This is a genomic window from Protofrankia symbiont of Coriaria ruscifolia (assembly GCF_900634745.1).
Classification (GTDB): Bacteria; Actinomycetota; Actinomycetes; order Frankiales; family Frankiaceae; genus Protofrankia; species Protofrankia californiensis.
Genome location: NZ_CAAAFR010000041.1, coordinates 42,355 through 58,947, shown reverse-complemented (window position 1 = coordinate 58,947; position 16,593 = coordinate 42,355). Strand labels below are relative to the sequence as shown.

The following is a 16,593-nucleotide window of genomic DNA, read 5'->3' as shown; positions in this document are numbered from 1 at the left end:
CATCGCGGTCCGCCAACTGTCGCCGATTCGACGCCGCGACCACACTGTGCAAGCAGCCCTGGCCGGAACCCACGGTCCGTCGCACGGCGGACGGCCCGGGCACAGCGATGCCGCCCGGGTCTCCACCGGGCCGGCCGGGGCCGGCCGGGGCCGGCCCGGACGAGTCTGCCCCGGCCTCAGCTGGGCCTGCCCCGGTCGCTCCCCCGGCCCGTTACGCGACGCGATGCCGGGGGTTGCGCGGGGCCCGTTACGACGATGCCGGCGGTTCTGCGGGCAGGACCACGTCCGTTGCCGAAGCGGTGACCGCGATACCGTTCTTACCGGTCGTGGCCTTCTCGATCTGCAGGTTGAACGGCAGCCCGCTGATCGGCAGCGGGATCCCCGGGATCTCGATGCCCGGCAGCCGGAAACCGAGGATCTCGGTGGGAATCAGGGTCAGCGTGTTGTTCTGGACCCCGAAACGGGTCACTCCGGACAGCTCCTGGATACCGAGGAGCCCGGCATCGAACTTGCCGGATATGCGTACCTCTCGACCGTCGCCGACCGGTGTGACTTTCACGTTCTGCTTTACCAGATAGGCGTTGAGATCGTCGTAGGTGATCTGCACGTCCGCGGTCACCTTGTCGACCGGCACTTCCTTGATCTGATCGCGAATCGCGTTCCACAACGGCACATGGACGCCCTGGAGCCTGGCCTTCACCTCGGAGATCCGCGGCCCGGGCGTGGGGATGTCGGTGACCGCCACTCTCAGGTCGTCGTATTTGCCGAAGATGACCTGGGTGAGGAAAGGTATGCCACCGATCGAGACGTCGGTGACCTTGGCCGGTCTGACCGTGGGGTCGGTACTGGTCTGCGCCACGGACGCGGCCGCCTTCGCCTTCATCTGGCTTTCAGCGATCGGCACCGCCGCGCGGTCGGCCACGGCCAGCAGGACGATCAGCACGACCAACGTGATGATCGGCCACTTTCGCCGGCGCCGGCGGGGTACTGGAGCCTGCATCACACCGGTGGGCGCGACGGGCGGCTGACCCCCGGGCGGCGGACCTCCAGGCGGGAGGAACGAACTGGTCGGTGGTATCGGTGAACCCGGCGGTACCGGTCCGCTCGGTGGTACCAGTCCGCTCGGCGATACCGGTGAGCCGGACCAGTCGGGGCGAGGAGCCGGGCGGAACGAGTCGGCGGGAGGCGGCGGGCCGATCGGGCCGACCCGGGCCCGCGGCGGCTGGGCACCGGTGCCGGCACCGGACGGTGGGAGCCGCCGGGTCGATTCCTCGGACTCGCTACCCCTGTCCGGGCCGTTGTCGCGTCCAGTGCTCACGGTCAGGATGGTCGCATGGATGGCGGATCCCGGCACGACATGGGTCAGATCATCCCGGGAAATGCCCGTCCCCGAACAGCTGCGGTGCGCGGTCGGTGACGCTGGGTGGACCCAGCCGGAAGACCGATCCGTGCGCGGCGGTGTAGGCGTTCCAGAAGTGCTCGGCCACCGCGTCCGGGGAGAGCCGGCCATCGGGGGCCACCCGGGCATCGAGCACCACGGTTCGCAACCGGATGCCCCGGGTACGCAGCACCGGCGTCAACGACGTCCCGAGCGCGAGCAGTCCGGCCTTGCCGATCGCGAGGGCGAACCGTCCGGCGACCGGCTCGGTCCTCGGCCCGGCCGCGGTCAGCAGCACGCACGCCCCGGGACGGCCGGCCAGCCGCGCCACCGCGGCCTGCACGACGGTCAGCGCCCCGGTCACGTTGACGGCAAGGGTCTGGTTGACCGTTTCCGCCGACACCGACAGCGCGGTACCCCGGATGCTCAGCTTGGCGTTGTAGACCACGGTGGTCAGACCGCCGAGGTCGTCGGCGAGTTTTTCCAGTGCCGCGGCCACCGCACCCGGTTCGGTGACGTCCGCGACCTCGCCACTGACGGTGATCTGGTCCCGGGCGAGGTCGGCCTCCACCCGGCGGACCGTGTCGGCCGACCGGGCGATCACCCCGAGCGCGAAGCCCTCGCGGGCGAACCGGCGCAGGAGTTGGACACCGAACGCCTGCCCCGGTCCGACGACGACAAGCGCCCGGTCCCGGTGCGAGTCAGCGCGCCCTTGCTGCATTCGCCCATAGTGGCCCAGCAGACCCAGCCGGCTCAGGTGGCCCGTGGAACAAGAACCCCGGGGTTGAGGATCCCGTCCGGGTCGAGGGTGTGCTTCACCGCGCGCAGCACCGCCACCCCGAGGTCGCCGATCTCCGCGGTGAGCCAGGGCTGATGGTCGATGCCGATCGCGTGATGATGGGTGATCGTCCCACCGGTCTGCGTGATCGCACGCGAAGCGGCGGCCTTCACCCTCCGCCACCGTGCCACCGGGTCGCCGGACTGGCCGGACTGGCCGGACTGGCCGGACTGGCCGGACACGACGGTGAAGTACAGCGACGCGCCTGTCGGGTAGACATGCGAGACGTGGCACATGACCAGGCCGGGCACGCCCCCGGCTGCGTCGATCGCCCGCTCACCGGCCCGCCCGGCGGCAGCCTGCCCGGCGGCCTTCTCGCCGGCCTGCTCGGTGGCCCGTTCGGCGGCCAGGGCCGCGACGAGGGCGTCACGCACGCGCGCGTACAGGTCCGGCAGGGTCGACCAGAACCCGGCCGTCTCCAGCGTCTCGGCGAACATGCCGGCGTCCAGCAGGGCGTCGCGCAGGTATGGGCCGCGGAAACGGCCACGCACCCACTCCGCGCCGGCCTGGGCTCCCAGCGGGACCCCGCCGGCCGCGCCCAGCACCTCGGCGACGGCGGCCCGGCGCGTGTCGACCCACCCGGCGCGACCCTCGTAGCCGGTGATCAGACGGCAGCCGCCCCCGTCGGCACCGACGCCACCGCCGGCGAGCCCGGCGGCCGTCTCCACCTCGTCCGACAGGCGCGCGACCGTCGGGAGCAGATCCCGCTGTGCCAGCTCCCGCAGCAGCGCCGTCCCCTCGGTGAAACCCGCCAGCCGCCAGCCCTCGTAGCGGATCGTCTCGGGCACGGGCCGGACCCGCAGCCGTACCTGCGTGATGACCCCGAAGGCTCCTTCGGAGCCGAGCACGAGCTGGCGCAGATCGGGCCCGGCCGCGGACGCCGGGGCGCGGCCGAGCTCCCAGGTACCGGCCGGAGTGGCGATCCGCAGGCCGACGACCAGGCTGTCGAACCGTCCGTAGCCCGCGGATGCCTGACCGCTGGAGCGGGTCGCGGCGAACCCGCCGACGCTGGCGTACTCCCACGACTGCGGCAGGTGACCCAGGGTGAAGCCGTGCGCGGCAAGGGCGGCCTCCAGGGCCGGGCCGCGCAGACCGGGCTCGCAGGTGACGATCTGCGACTGCGCGTCGACGGCCGTGAGCCGGTCCATCCGCCCCAGGTCGAGCGTGACGACGCCGGCGAACCCGTCCCGGGCCGGGGCCAGGCCGCCCACCACCGACGTCCCGCCGCCGAAGGGCACCACCGCCAGCCGCTGCCGGGCGCACACCCGCAGCACGGCGAGAACCTCGTCGTGATCCGCCGGCAGGACGACGGCGTCCGGGGCGTCGAGGGCGTCACCGGCGCGCAGGCGCAACAGGTCGGCGGTGGACCGGCCCCGGCAGTGCCGGATGCGGCTGCCGGCGTCGTCACGTACCCAGCCCGGCCCGACCACGCCCGCCAGAGCCTCGCTCGCTTCGACGGACAGTGATGCCACCGGCAGCCGCAGCTCGTCCAGCCCTACCGGCGGGGTGTCGCGGCGGGTGACGCCGAAGGCCGCCTCCAGCAGGGAACGGATGTCCTCGGCCAGCGGCGTGTGCGCGTCGGGCGCGCCCCAGCCCCACCAGACCGTTCCGTTCCAGTTCGTTGTCGAAGCTGCCACCACATACACTGTGGCAGATGTCGTCACAGCGTCATCGTGACACGCCGGATGCGCTGTCCCACCGACAACCCGCATCCCCTGGCCGGACGGCGTCGCCGTTCCGGGCTGCCTCGCCGTTCCGGGCTGCCTCGCCGTCCCAGGTCACCTCACCGCACCGGAACGCGTCCCGGACGGCGTCGTTGAACAGGCGGCAGCGCGAGCGGGATCTCACCGAGCTCGCCGACGGTGCCGTGGTCGACGTCCTCGTGATCGGCGGCGGGGTGACCGGCGCCGGGGTAGCCCTGGACGCGGCCAGCCGCGGGCTGTCCGTGGCTCTTGTGGAAGCCCACGACCTGGCCTTCGGTACCAGCCGCTGGAGCTCCAAACTCGTCCACGGCGGGTTGCGCTATCTCGCCGGCGGCGACCTCGCGCTGGCCCGCGAGAGCGCCCGGGAACGGGCCATCCTGCTGGGCACCACCGCGCCCCACCTGGTGCGGCCGCTGCCGATGGTGCTCCCGCTGGTGACCGGTTTCCCCGCCACCGCCGCGCTTGCCGCCAACGCCGGTCTGCATGTCGCCGACCTGCTCCGCCGCAGCGCCGGTACCCCGCGGACGGTGCTGCCGGGGCCGCGGCGGCTGACCGCCGTCGAGACCCGGCACATGGTGCCGGCGCTGCGTGCGGCCGGACTGCGCGGTGGGCTGCTCACCTGGGACGGTCAGCTCGTCGACGACGCGCGCCTGGTCGTGGCGATCGCCCGGACGGCAGCCCGGCACGGCGCACGCATCATCACCCGCTGCCGGGTGCGGGAGGCTGACGGCAGCGGTGCCATCGCCGTCGACACCATGAACAACTCGTCGGTGACGCTGAAATCCCGCAGCGTGGTGAACGCCACCGGGGTGTGGGTCGGCGAACTGTGCGGTGATGTACACCTGCGCCCCAGCCGCGGAACCCATCTCGTCGTGGCGGACGCCGTCTTCCACGGCCTGCGGACGGCGATCATCATCCCGGTGCCCGGCGAGCGTAACCGGTACGTGTTCGCGTTGCCCCAGCCGGACGGTCACGTCTACGTCGGGATCACCGACGAACCGGTCGACGCCGTCGCCGACGTGCCGGTGCCGACCACCGCCGAGTTGGACTACCTGCTGGACGTGCTGTCGAGCGTTCTCGCGGTGCCGGTCGGCCGGGACGACGTGCTGGGGGCCTTCGCCGGGTTGCGGCCGCTGCTGGCCGGCAGAGCCGGGCGCACCGCGGACCTGTCCCGGCGCCATGCGGTCATCACCTCGCCCGGCGGCATGGTCACCGTTGTCGGAGGCAAGCTCACGACCTACCGGCGGATGGCCGCCGACACCGTGGACACGTTGGTACGGACCGGTGGTCTGGACGCGGGCCCGTGCCGTACCCGGCACCTGCCGCTGGTCGGCGCGGCCGACTGGTCGAGGCTCGCCACGGTGGACGCTCCGGCCAGGCTCGTCGCCCGCTACGGCACCGAGGCTCCCGCGGTGATCGAGGGTGCCCGGGGCGATCCCGGGCTGCTCGTGCCACTGTGCGCCGGCGTCGAAGTGACCGGCGCGGAGCTGCTGTTCGCGCTGCGGCACGAGGGCGCCCTGGACGCCGACGACCTGCTCGACCGCCGTACCCGCATCGGTCTGGTACCGGCCGACCGCCGGGCGGCGCTTCCAGCCGCCGAGGCCCTGGTACAGGAGATCCTCGCGGCCGACAACTAGGACAAAATAGGAACAAAACTAGAACAAAGGCGGCGCGGACAGCGCGGCCGGCGCGCCGATGGTAAGGGCCGCGACCCGCTCACGGTGCTGAACCGGGTCTCCGTAGCTGTAGACCTCGCGCTTGGCCCGCTTGTAGAAGAAGTGGGCCTCGTGCTCCCAGGTGTAGCCGATCCCCCCGTGATATTGGATCATCGTCCCGGTCACCTCCCGGGCGGTGTCGCCGGCCTTGCTCTTGGCCACGGCGACCGCGAGCCGGCGGTCGGCAAGCCCGACGTCCAGCGCGTGAGCCGCATACAGCACCGCGTGCCCGGCCATGGTCACGGCCAGGTGCAGGTCGGCGAGATGGTGCTTGAGCGCCTGGAAGGAACCGACCGGCCGGCCGAACTGCACGCGGTCGCGGTCGTAGGCGACGGTGCGGACGAGCGCCTCGCGGGCAAGACCGACGAGGTCGGCGGCGGTGAGTACGGCGGCCCGGTCGAGCAGATCGGCGAAGACGGCGGTCGACGACCCCGGCAACCGCTGCGCGCTCACCGCGTCGAGGAGCACCGACGCCGTCCGCACCGTGCCGTCGTAGCTGTCCAGCCCGGACACGGTGACACCCGGCGAGCGCGGATCCACCAGGTACAGCCCGACGTCCCCGGGTGTCTCGGTGGCGGCCACGACGACGGTCTGCGCGACCTCGGCATATTCGACGGGCAGCGCGGACCCCGTGAGCCGACCCGCCGCATCGGCGGCGACGCGCACGCCCGAGGAGTCGTAACGACCGGAGGGGCCGCGCAGCGCCACCGTGGCCACCAGGTCACCGGTGGCGATACGGGGCAGCAGGGCGCGCTTGTGCCCGTCCGATCCGGCGAGGCGGACGGCCTCCCCCGCGAGCAGCGTGGGCAGCCACGGCCCGGGGACGACACCCGCACCGAAGGCGCGGGCGACCACCTGAGCGTCCACCAGACCGAGGCCGAGCCCGTCGTGGGCCTTGGGAACGAGCACGGCCAGCCAGCCCTGTTCCCCCGCGGCCTTCCACAGCTCGGCGGGGTGGCCGTCACCGCCGGAGTCCTCGAAGACCGCCCGGACGGCCTTCAGGCCGAACCGGTCCGCAAGGTAGTCACGGACAGTGTCGCCGAGAGCCTGCTGCTCCTCGGTCAGCGCAAAGTACATGATGGCCCGTCCGGCTGAAGGTTGTCGAAGGCTATCGGGGAAGGCCGAGGACGCGCTCGGCGACGATGGTGCGCTGCACCTGGGAGGATCCACCCCAGATGGTAACCGAACGTGACCACATCGCCTCACGGTGCATGGAACGCATGTCCGCGTCGGGACGCGGCCGGGCCAGGGTGGCCTCCGGGCCGAGCAGGTCGTCGAAGGTCTCCCACAGCTGTTGATGCGTCTGGGACCACTGGAGCTTGGTCAGCGACGACTCGGCTCCGAGCTCCCCGCCCTTCTCGACCTGGGTGAGCACGTGCATGGCGTGGTACCGCAGGCATTCGAGGTCAACGATCCGGCGGGCGAGCCGCTGGCGCAGGACCGGGTCGTCGATCTGCTCGGCGCCGGCCGCTGCCACGATCTCGTCGAACTGGCTGCGGAACGCCGTGTACTGGGCCAGACCGGAGGCGCCGCGTTCGAACGACAGCAGCAGCATCGCCGTGGACCAGCCGTTGCCGACGCCGCCGAGGCAGTCGGTGACCTTCACCCGGGCGTTGGTGAAGAAGACCTCGCCGAACTCGCTCGCGCCGCTCATCTGGCGCAGCGGCCGGGCCTCGACCCCGTCCTGGTGCATGTCGATCAGCAGCATGGAGATGCCGTGGTGCCGCTTCGAGCCGGGTTCCGTCCGGACGAGAGTGAAGATCTTGTCTCCGTGCGCGGCGTTGGTCGTCCAGACCTTCTGGCCGGTGACGACGAACTCGTCACCGTCGAGTACGCCGACGGTGCGCAGGGCCGCGAGGTCCGAGCCCGCGCCGGGTTCGGAGAAGCCCTGGCACCAGATGACGTCGTTGCGCAGCATCGGGAGGATGATGTCCCGCTTCTGCTCGTCGGTCCCGATCGCCATGACGGTGGGCACGAGGAAGGTCAAGCCGATCTGGTTGACCGAGTGGGGCACGCGGGCGCGCGCGGTCTCCTCGTCGTGGATCGCCTGCATGCCCGGCGTCCCGCCGCGGCCGCCGTACTCCCGGGGCAGGGAGATACCGGCGAAGCCGGCACGGTAGCGGACGCGCTCCCAGTCCCTGCGCAGCTCGAACGCCTCCGCCTCGCTGACGGTGGACCAGAACGACGGCGACCGCCACTGCCGCGGGACGTTGTCGGCGAGCCAGGCCCGCAGCTGGGTGCGGAACCGCTCCTCGTCGGGGGTGAAGCTGAGGTCCATCAGGCAGCCTCCCGCAGGGCGGAGGAGGAGCCGACAGGGGAGCCTGTCGGCGATGACAAGGCAGTGGAGACGACAAGGCAGTGGGGTGGGGGTGGTCTTTGGTCGCAGTGGGGTGGCCTGGTCGTCCGGCCGCCGATCCGCGCGATCGAAGATTCACCGGACAGGCCCCGGCACGCATCATTGCCCTGGGCCGCCGATTACCTTGAGCAAGCTACCATGCGGACCTTGTTGGCGGCGGGCACGATGTGACCTGTCCGCGCCACGTCTGGCCTCCACGCTCCGGGGACGGGGAACACGATGATCGTTCCGGCACGGCTGAATCCCACCACCCGCGGTGACGCCCTGCGCCAGATGGAGTCCGACGTCGTCGACGTCGTCGTCATCGGTGGCGGCGTCACCGGTGCCGGCGTCGCGCTCGACGCGGCGACCCGGGGGCTGTCCGTGGCACTGCTCGAAGCCCGTGACCTCGCGGCCGGCACGTCCAGCCGGTCCAGCAAACTGATCCACGGCGGGCTGCGCTACCTCGAACAGCTCAACATGGCGCTGGTCGGTGAGGCGCTGCGGGAGCGTGCGCTGCTGCTGAACACGCTCTGCCCACACCTCGTCCACCCGGTTCCGTTCCTGTTCCCGCTCACCCACCGGGCGTGGGAACGCGCCTACGTCGGCAGCGGGATGGTGCTCTACGACACCCTCGGCGGCCGCCGGGAGGTACCGCACCACCGTCACCTGACCAGGCGGGCCGCGCTGCGTGCCGTCCCCGCGCTGCGCCCGGACGCCCTGGTGGGCGCGATCCAGTACTGGGACGCCCAGGTCGACGACGCCCGGCACACGATGTTCGTCGCCCGGACCGCCGCCCACTACGGCGCGCTGATCGCCACCAGCGCCCGGGTGACGGGCCTGCTGCGCGAGGGCGACCGGGTCACGGGGGTGCGTGTCCACGACCTCGAAGGCGGCGGGCAGATCGACGTCCGCGCCCGCCAGACCATCAATGCCGCGGGTGTGTGGACCGACGACATCCAGGCGATGGCCGGTGGACGCGGCCAGCTGTCGGTCCGTGTCTCCAAGGGCATCCATCTGGTGGTGCCGCGGGACCGGATCCACTCCACCACCGGACTGATCCTGCGCACCGAGACCAGCGTGCTGTTCGTGATCCCCTGGGGCAGTCACTGGATCGTCGGGACGACCGACACGGACTGGAACCTCGACCTCGCCCACCCGGCTGCCAGCAGCGCCGACATCGACTACCTCCTCACGCGCCTCAACAGGGTGCTGCGCACGCCGCTGACCACCGACGACATCACCGGTGTCTATGCGGGGCTGCGGCCGCTGCTGTCGGGGGAGTCGGAGGACTCCTCCCACCTGTCCCGGGAACACGCGGTGGTCTCGCCGCTGTCCGGCCTGACCATGGTGGCCGGCGGGAAGTACACCACGTACCGGGTGATGGCCAGGGACGCGGTCGACTCGGCCGTGCACGGGATGAACCGTCACGTACCGCCGTCCTGCACCGATCGGATTCCCCTCCTCGGCGCAGACGGCTACCCTGCGCTGTGGAACGCGCGGGAGGCGCTCGCCCAGTCCGTCGGGATCCACGTGGCCTGGGTCGAGCACCTGTTGGGGCGCTACGGCACCCTCACGCAGGAGGTCCTCGCCCTTGTCGGGCAGCGGCCCGAGCTCGGACGGCCGGTACGCGGGGCCGGCGCCTACCTGGCGGCGGAGGTCGTGTACGCCGCCTCCCATGAGGGGGCACTGCACCTGGACGATGTGCTCACCCGCCGTACCCGAATCTCGATCGAGACCTGGGACCGCGGGCTCGAGGCCGCCGTACACGTCGCCGAACTCGTCGCACCCGAACTGGGCTGGGACCAGCGAGCCGTTGCCGCCGAGATCGAGCACTACCGGGCGCGGGTGGCGGCCGAGCGGGAGTCCCAGCAGCAGGCCGACGACCGGACCGCCGATGCGGCCCGCCTCGGCGCGCCGGACGTCCGGGCCGGCGGCCGGTCCTGGCACGCACAGTCCGAGCCAGCCCTCGGCCGAGGTCGGTGACCGGCCGCAGAAAAGCGCGCCGAGGCGTCCGGAAAGCGCCCGAAAATGGTTCATGAAATGACTGGGAAACGTCTAGGAAATGGACGCCGTACGGCGTTGCCAGCCGGACCGCAATCTGACGACATAGAGACATTAAAGAGTCACTCTACGCTATCAAGGCAGGTCACGACAGCGAGTCGGGACGGTATCGATAGAAGAAAAACAGGGGAAAAACACTGAAAAAACCAAGCTCGAAGAAGGAGTCGGGCGACCACGGACGGACCTTCCGCAAGAAGACCAATCACCCCGACCGGGAGCCGAAAAACTGATTTCGCCCGGGTGAACACAGGGGTAACGCGTAACCACGTCCCGACCGAACGACGCCCCCGAGTGGGGATGACCACTGGTCATACGCGGCATGAGTGGTAAGTTCCATGGGTAGTGGGACCCTGTGCTCGCAGAACACCGGATCGGCTCGCGACGTCTGCCCGTTCTGGAGGTCCGCCTATATCTGTACGCTCTCGACGCCGACCGACGGACGGGCGAACAACCTGACCACTCCCGGGGTCGGGCAACATCTACCGGCCGCTTATAACACAGCCCCCCGCATTGCCGACACGGGGAGGTACACGCCCCTGGGTTCGTCAGGCTAGCCAACACCCCGATCCCGCACCGACCAGAACAAGTCGCAGGATTCTTGGAGCCGTTCCCGATCTTTCGTTCGATCAACAAGCCGGACAGAAGATCTGCAAACAGGCTCCCCTGAGAGGGACAGCACCCCCGCAAAGGGACGTTGTATTCGCACGGCTACGATTGACAGTAGTTCCGTACGGAGACGGGAGAGACCCGCCGTGACAACGCAGGCACATCCAGGAGGGGATCCGGACGGACCCCGCCGACAGCCTGAAGCTGCCGGCCGTACCCGGAACACCACCGACCTCCCCGACACCGGCCGCAGGCACGCCGGCCAGCCGGTCCAGGAGCAGATCACACCTGCGAACACCGGCCTGGACCTGCTGTGGACGGGTGACGGACTCACCCAGGAACTCGTGAAGATGACCCGGGCCAGACAGCCTCACCGCTTCCTTCCGGTGTCGGGACCATCCCTGGACTCCGCCGCGGAACGGTGGCTGGCGGCACGCGCGCGCCACGAGGGGGCCGTACCCACCGGTCAGCTCGTCGACGACCCGCTCGTCCGCGGTTTCGAGGACCGGGTCGACGCCCTGCGGCGGATGAGTGACGTCCTCGGCGGCAACGACGTGTACGCCCTGTCCCGCACCGAACTTGCGATCACCGTCCGCCTGCTGCGCGTCGGTACCCACAGCGACACCCACCAGGCCCGCCTCTACGCGGTCGCGGCGGAGCTGGCGCGGCTGGCCGGGTGGGCGATGTACGACATCGGGCAGTACGGCGCGGCCCAGCGTTGCTGGCTTGTTGCGCTGCGCGCCGCCCACGAGGCGGGCTCGCCCGCTCTCGGTGCCAACGTCCTGCGCTGTATGGCCGAACAGGTCACCTGGTACGGGCAGCCCGCGGACGCGGTCAGCCTGCTGCACCGCGCCCAGGCCGGTGCCCGCTCCATGCTCAGCGCCATCGAACGGGCTGTGATCGCGGCCGACCTGGCCGTCGCCCACAGCCGCGCGGGCAACAGCAGGGATGCCACCGCCGAGACCGAACTCGCCTACACGTTGATCAACGAGGTCCGGCCCGAGGACAACCCTCCCTACATGTACTGGGCACGCCGCAAGGACGTTGCGTTCTCCGCTGGTGAGGCGCTGCTGTCCGGCGGCAACCCCGACGAAGCGATACCCCACTTCGAGGCTGCCCTCGACGACCTCGACGAGTTCGACGAGGAGGTACCTCGCGACCGCATCGAGTTCCTCACCAGACTGGGGGTCGCCCACGTCCGGACAGGCGACGCCGAGAAGGCCGTAGCCCTGGGCCACGAGGCCATCGCCCACGCCATGATGATCGAATCCGGCATGACGCGCCGGGACATCACCCGCCTGTGTCAGGAGGTCGAACAGGCCGGACACTCCGCGGAGGCGGCCGGCCTGATCGACCACGCCCGTGGTGCGCTCGGCCTGGCAAGCCTGTCCTCCCTCACGTCCTCCTGACAGCCTGTCGTCCCCGCCCGTCGTCCCTCTGACAGTTTTCGATCATGTATGGGCCGGCGCCGAGAAGGCGCATGATCGCATTACCTTGGGCCCTCCGGTGGCTGCGCTTTTGTTCCCGGGGAACAGGCTGCGGGGGCGGAGTCCATACCTGCCGGACGTAGTCCGCCACGCAGTTGGCCTGCCAGGGTGACAGTCATGACATCCGCCCCAGACATCAACCTGCTGCACGAACTTGAGCCCGTCGCCGCGGCCAACCTCAACCGTCACCTGGACCTCGCCGCCGAGTGGATGCCGCACGAGTACGTCCCGTGGAGCCTGGGTCGTGACTTCGACGCCCTGCCATGGGAACCGGGCCAGTCCAGGCTGTCCGACGTGGCCCAGATCGCCTTCGAGGTCAACCTGCTCACCGAGGACAACCTCCCCAGCTACCACCGTGAGATCGCCACGATCTTCGGTCGGGACAGCGCGTGGGGTACCTGGGTGCACCGCTGGACGGCCGAGGAGGGACGTCACAGCATCGTGATGCGGGACTACCTGATGGTCACCCGTGGTATCGACCCGGTCGCCCTCGAACGCGGCCGCATGCACCAGATGGAGAAGGGGTTCGACAGCGGCGACAAGACGCCCCTGCGCACCATCGCCTACGTGTCGTTCCAGGAACTCGCCACACGGATCAGCCACCGCAACACCGGGCGTTTCACTCAGGACCCGGTCGCCGAGAAGCTCCTCACCCGGGTCGCCGCGGACGAGAACCTCCACATGATCTTCTACCGTAACCTCGTCACCGCCGCGCTGGAGATCGCCCCGTCCGCGACGGTACAGGCCATCGCCGAGGAGCTCATGACATTCCAGATGCCCGGAACGGGTATCGACGACTTCGAGAACAAGGCCAAGCGGATGGCCAAGGCCGGCATCTACGACCTGCGCATCCACCACGACGACGTGATCACGCCGCTGCTCCGGCACTGGAAGTTCTTCGAGCTGACCGGCCTGGACGCGGAGGCCGAACAGGCTCGCGAAAACGTCGGGCACTATCTCAAGGCCCTGGACGACCTCGCCCGCACATACGAGGAGAAGCGCGAGAAGGCACTGGCCGCCGCCTCCGCCTGAGAGCCTGAACGGCGGGAGCCCGGGCGGGTGTTCTCCGGCTCGGGATCCCCGCTTCTTCGCCCTCTCCGGCCGCGTTCGACGCTACTCGACGCACAGAATTAACTCCTGTTGGTGACGCTGCGATCGGGCCCATGGGTGGCGCAACGAGCCTCCGCATGTGGCACAACGAGCACCGGGCCGGCGACCGGTCACGCGGTGGCGAGCCCGGTGCCGGGAGACAATGACCGAGGGTCTGTTGGCCTCCGACCGCACCGCACCGCACCGCACAACAACCAACAGGAGACCTCGTGCAGCTCGGGATGATCGGCCTTGGCCGGATGGGCGCCAACCTCGTGCGCCGGCTGATGCGCCACGGCCACGACTGCGTCGTCTACGACGTCAACGCCGACGCGGTGCAGCAACTGGTGACCGAGGGTGCCACCGGAGCCACCACGCTGGCCGAGTTCGCGGCGAAACTCTCCGCCCCCCGCGCCGCCTGGGTGATGGTCCCGGCCGGGATCACCGGTGAGACCGTGCTCGCGCTGGCCGAGCACTTCACCGTCGGCGACATCATCATCGACGGAGGGAACTCCTATTACCGTGACGATGTCGACCGGGCAAAGGAGCTCGGCGGCCGGGGCATCCACTACGTCGATATCGGCACGTCCGGCGGGGTCTTCGGGCTGGAACGCGGATTCTGCCTCATGATCGGTGGTGAGAGCGACGTGGTGTCACACCTTGACCCGATCTTCGCCGCGATCGCCCCAGGGTTCGGGCAGGCACCGCGCACACCGGGGCGTATCGGCGAACCGACCAGGGAGGAAAAGGGTTATCTGCATTGCGGGCCAAACGGCGCCGGGCATTTCGTCAAGATGATCCACAATGGTATCGAGTACGGCATGATGGCCGCGTTCGCCGAAGGCATGGCCATCCTGGAGAAGGCCGGCATCGGCCGGGACCACGCAGGTGAGCACGACGCCGAGACCACCCCGCTCGCACATCCGGAGTACTACCAGTACGACATCGACACCGCGGCGGTGGCCGAGGTGTGGCGCCGCGGCAGCGTGGTCAGTTCCTGGCTGCTGGACCTGACCGCGGCCGCGCTCGTCGAGGACCCGAAGCTGGAATCGTTCAGCGGCCGGGTCTCCGACTCGGGTGAGGGCCGCTGGACGGTGCTGGCCGCGGTGGAGGAGGGCGTACCCGCCCACGTCCTCACCGCCTCGCTGTACGAGCGGTTCAGCTCACGCGGCGAGGCCCTGTTCGCGGACAAGCTGCTGTCCGCGATGCGCAAGCAGTTCGGCGGTCACGCGGAGAAGCCGGCAACCTGACCAGCGGCCCGACCGGCAACCTGACCGGCGGCCCGACCGGCGGCCTGGCCCACGGCCCGGCTCGCTCCCCGACCCACCCGGATCCGTAGGTGGAAACCGTCGTCACCACAACAGGAACCACCTACGCTTCCGCGGTCGGAAGGTAGGACGCGGCTCCCTCGGGCGGCGAACTCCGCCGACTTCTCCCGCATACCGGCCTCGCATGATTGCCCGGTCCAGTCGGTGGATGTTTCAACCACATGCCGACCTCTCAACCACATACCGGCATCCACGACCTCCCTGCGCCGTGCTCTCCCCCATGCCGCCGAAGGCGGACGCGAGAACCGGATCATCCGTCGTCCCGCCCGTCGTCCGTCAGACAAGGACGTAAGGACTGATGCCTCGCGGACGGGGCCACCTTGACCCCGCCCGCCCGTCGGGATGCACAGGTATGACCCGATGACGAGGAATCGCCACCAAACCGGTAGATTAGCCTGCCCTGCACCGTTTGAAACCGCATGGCGACGCTGTGGTGACACACGCTCGGCCGGCGGCGAGAAGGTGCGAGGACCGAACGAACGGGGGAATGCCAGGTGCACCTTGTGCTGATCGAGACGTCCGGGAACCAGCCGTTCATTTTCGGCACGAACAAACAACGCGAGAACATCGGCGCGTCCGAACTGACCACGATGATCAGTAAATGGGCAGACGACGCGACCGAGACGATCCATCAGACCCCGGATCAGACGGCTCCGACGGTGGCAAAGCAGGTCGTCAGGGTGGTAACGGCTTCCGGCAAGGTCGTCCTGCTGGTGACCGAAACCGATACCGCCAGAAGCGAACAGATCGCCCACACGCTGGTCACCGAGGTGACCAGCCAGGCGGTGCAGTACGCGCCCGGCCTGGCCGTCGACGGGGCGTTCGTCCTGGTCACCCACGACGACCTCGCCACCGACCGGGGTCAGCGGGAGCTGCTGCGCCGCGTCCATGCGGCGGTGGCCGGCTACACGGCGGCCCGACCCGCCGCTGCGGCGCGCTTCCCGCAGGTGCCGTTCGCCGCGATCTGCCGGTACAGCGGCCTGCCGGCCACCGTGCCCCTGCCCGCCGTGGCCCCCAGGAGTACACAGACGCTGGACGACGTGCAGGCAGCGGCGCGCGGCCACGGCGTTGCTGCTGATCGGGGCGTCTCTCATCGACGCGGTTGGCGGGGACCGGCGGCGCGGCGCCGGTGCCGCCCAGGTGCTGATCTTGAAGTCCGCGTCCGTCGACCCGGCCAACGTCGACCAGGCCGCCATCGAACTGGCGAAGGCGGGTAGCACCCGCCTCAGGCTTCTCCAGAACGCCTTTACCACGGTCACAAAGCAGCACAAACCCGTGTTACCACCGCGATCGGGCACCCACGGGAACGCACCGGCTGTGGTCACCCGGGCGGAACCGGAGGACTGGACCGAGGTGGATCTCACGATCATCGTGGACCAGCCGGTACTCGCGTCCACCGGGGTGAGCGGGAACATGCTCACCGGCGCCGACCGGCTGCCCGGGACGACCCTGCTGCCCTGGGGTGACCTCCGGCGAGTTGATCGTCACAGCGGCGACTCCCGAAGTTGCCGGAGAGCGCTTCGACCCGGTTCCGCTGGCGTTCCAGCAGGCGAAGAGCTCGGGTGACTCGGGTAAAAGGAGGGCGCTCAACCGGCTGCGTGCGGACCAGCCGGAGGCCCAGCACAAGCCGATGCGCACCGGCTATGTCGCGCTCGCCGGCAACCCCGTGACCGCCACCGGCACCACAGACAGCCACAGCACCGCCGTCGAGGCCGCCGGCAGTACCGGACCCGCTGGTGACACCGGACCGACCGGTGCCGGCGCGGACGCTCCCACCTCCGCGAGCCTGGTCTTCCAGCAGCCGGTGCTCGCGGTCGCCATGCACAACCAGGTGGAGGAGCGCAGGCAGCGACCGACCGAGGAGTCCGGTCTCTACACCGTCCAGGTGATCCCGCCGCGCATGCCCGGGTCCGACCACAACCTCACCGACACCCGGTTGCGCGCCCACGTGCGGGTGAGCCAACGTCTGCACGAGGCGTTGACGAAGGCCCACGGCCTGTCCAACGCCGCCGCCGAGGGAGTCAACCGACTGATCAAACTCGTCTACCGC

Annotated in this window: 13 protein-coding genes and 1 pseudogene; 8 read left to right on the top strand and 6 right to left on the bottom strand. The window is 70.1% G+C overall.

Translation table 11 applies throughout. The features are described 5' to 3' along the window. Positions 1 to 247: 247 nt before the first annotated feature. Genes CV1CTNOD_RS06295 through CV1CTNOD_RS06285 form a run of 3 tightly spaced genes read right to left on the bottom strand, consistent with a single transcriptional unit; the run spans position 248 to position 3,862 of the window. Positions 248 to 1,318, bottom strand: a complete 1,071-nt coding sequence (locus CV1CTNOD_RS06295) for an LmeA family phospholipid-binding protein (protein ID WP_242606413.1) — start codon at positions 1,316 to 1,318, stop codon at positions 248 to 250. Positions 1,319 to 1,367: 49 nt separating this feature from the next. Continuing rightward, the gene (locus tag CV1CTNOD_RS06290; RefSeq protein WP_131785220.1) at positions 1,368 to 2,099 is read right to left on the bottom strand and encodes an SDR family NAD(P)-dependent oxidoreductase; all 732 of its coding nucleotides are present in this window, start codon (positions 2,097 to 2,099) and stop codon (positions 1,368 to 1,370) included. Between the two features lie 32 nt (positions 2,100 to 2,131). Continuing rightward, positions 2,132 to 3,862 carry an FAD-binding oxidoreductase gene (locus tag CV1CTNOD_RS06285; RefSeq protein WP_131785235.1) on the bottom strand — a complete coding sequence of 577 codons (1,731 nt, stop codon included), beginning with the start codon at positions 3,860 to 3,862 and terminating at the stop codon, positions 2,132 to 2,134. An 8-nt stretch (positions 3,863 to 3,870) separates the two neighbouring features. On the opposite strand from CV1CTNOD_RS06285, the gene CV1CTNOD_RS06280 reads away from it, so the two are divergent. Next, positions 3,871 to 5,556 carry a glycerol-3-phosphate dehydrogenase/oxidase gene (locus CV1CTNOD_RS06280; RefSeq protein WP_131785219.1) on the top strand — a complete coding sequence of 562 codons (1,686 nt, stop codon included), beginning with the start codon at positions 3,871 to 3,873 and terminating at the stop codon, positions 5,554 to 5,556. A gap of 18 nt (positions 5,557 to 5,574) precedes the next feature. Here the strand turns inward: CV1CTNOD_RS06280 and CV1CTNOD_RS06275 are convergent, their stop codons facing one another. Together CV1CTNOD_RS06275 and CV1CTNOD_RS06270 are read right to left on the bottom strand one after the other, a co-directional pair. Beyond that, entirely contained in the window at positions 5,575 to 6,711 is a 1,137-nt protein-coding gene (locus CV1CTNOD_RS06275; RefSeq protein WP_131785218.1) for an acyl-CoA dehydrogenase family protein, read from the bottom strand. Between the two features lie 31 nt (positions 6,712 to 6,742). Then, positions 6,743 to 7,912 carry an acyl-CoA dehydrogenase family protein gene (locus CV1CTNOD_RS06270; protein ID WP_131785217.1) on the bottom strand — a complete coding sequence of 390 codons (1,170 nt, stop codon included), beginning with the start codon at positions 7,910 to 7,912 and terminating at the stop codon, positions 6,743 to 6,745. A 297-nt stretch (positions 7,913 to 8,209) separates the two neighbouring features. Here CV1CTNOD_RS06270 and CV1CTNOD_RS06265 point away from each other — a divergent pair, with 297 nt between their 5' ends. The 4 genes from CV1CTNOD_RS06265 to gnd all read left to right on the top strand — a co-directional run bounded on the left by CV1CTNOD_RS06265 (position 8,210) and on the right by gnd (position 14,465). Continuing rightward, positions 8,210 to 9,955, top strand: coding sequence for a glycerol-3-phosphate dehydrogenase/oxidase (locus tag CV1CTNOD_RS06265; protein ID WP_131785216.1), 1,746 nt, complete (start codon positions 8,210 to 8,212; stop codon positions 9,953 to 9,955). Between the two features lie 830 nt (positions 9,956 to 10,785). Then, positions 10,786 to 12,048, top strand: a complete 1,263-nt coding sequence (locus tag CV1CTNOD_RS06260) for an XRE family transcriptional regulator (protein ID WP_131785215.1) — start codon at positions 10,786 to 10,788, stop codon at positions 12,046 to 12,048. A 195-nt stretch (positions 12,049 to 12,243) separates the two neighbouring features. Beyond that, positions 12,244 to 13,158, top strand: a complete 915-nt coding sequence (locus CV1CTNOD_RS06255) for an acyl-ACP desaturase (RefSeq protein WP_131785214.1) — start codon at positions 12,244 to 12,246, stop codon at positions 13,156 to 13,158. 287 nt (positions 13,159 to 13,445) lie between these two features. Beyond that, positions 13,446 to 14,465: a phosphogluconate dehydrogenase (NAD(+)-dependent, decarboxylating) gene (gnd, locus tag CV1CTNOD_RS06250; protein ID WP_131785213.1), complete on the top strand. Its 1,020-nt coding sequence runs from the start codon at positions 13,446 to 13,448 to the stop codon at positions 14,463 to 14,465. Here the strand turns inward: gnd and CV1CTNOD_RS25460 are convergent. After that, on the bottom strand, positions 14,441 to 14,704 hold the full coding sequence (locus tag CV1CTNOD_RS25460) for a hypothetical protein (protein WP_131785212.1): 264 nt from the start codon (positions 14,702 to 14,704) through the stop codon (positions 14,441 to 14,443). The genes gnd and CV1CTNOD_RS25460 overlap by 25 nt on opposite strands. A 333-nt stretch (positions 14,705 to 15,037) precedes the next feature. Between CV1CTNOD_RS25460 and CV1CTNOD_RS06240 the strand changes: the two genes are divergently transcribed. From CV1CTNOD_RS06240 to CV1CTNOD_RS24475, 3 genes and pseudogenes are all read left to right on the top strand, one after another. Next, on the top strand, positions 15,038 to 15,760 hold the full coding sequence (locus CV1CTNOD_RS06240) for a hypothetical protein (RefSeq protein ID WP_131785211.1): 723 nt from the start codon (positions 15,038 to 15,040) through the stop codon (positions 15,758 to 15,760). After that, positions 15,693 to 16,109, top strand: coding sequence for a hypothetical protein (locus CV1CTNOD_RS06235; RefSeq protein ID WP_131785210.1), 417 nt, complete (start codon positions 15,693 to 15,695; stop codon positions 16,107 to 16,109). Before CV1CTNOD_RS06240 ends, CV1CTNOD_RS06235 begins: the two co-directional genes overlap by 68 nt. Continuing rightward, positions 16,021 to 16,593 (top strand): annotated as a pseudogene (locus CV1CTNOD_RS24475) (hypothetical protein); the annotation flags it as partial. The gene CV1CTNOD_RS06235 and the pseudogene CV1CTNOD_RS24475, both read left to right, overlap by 89 nt.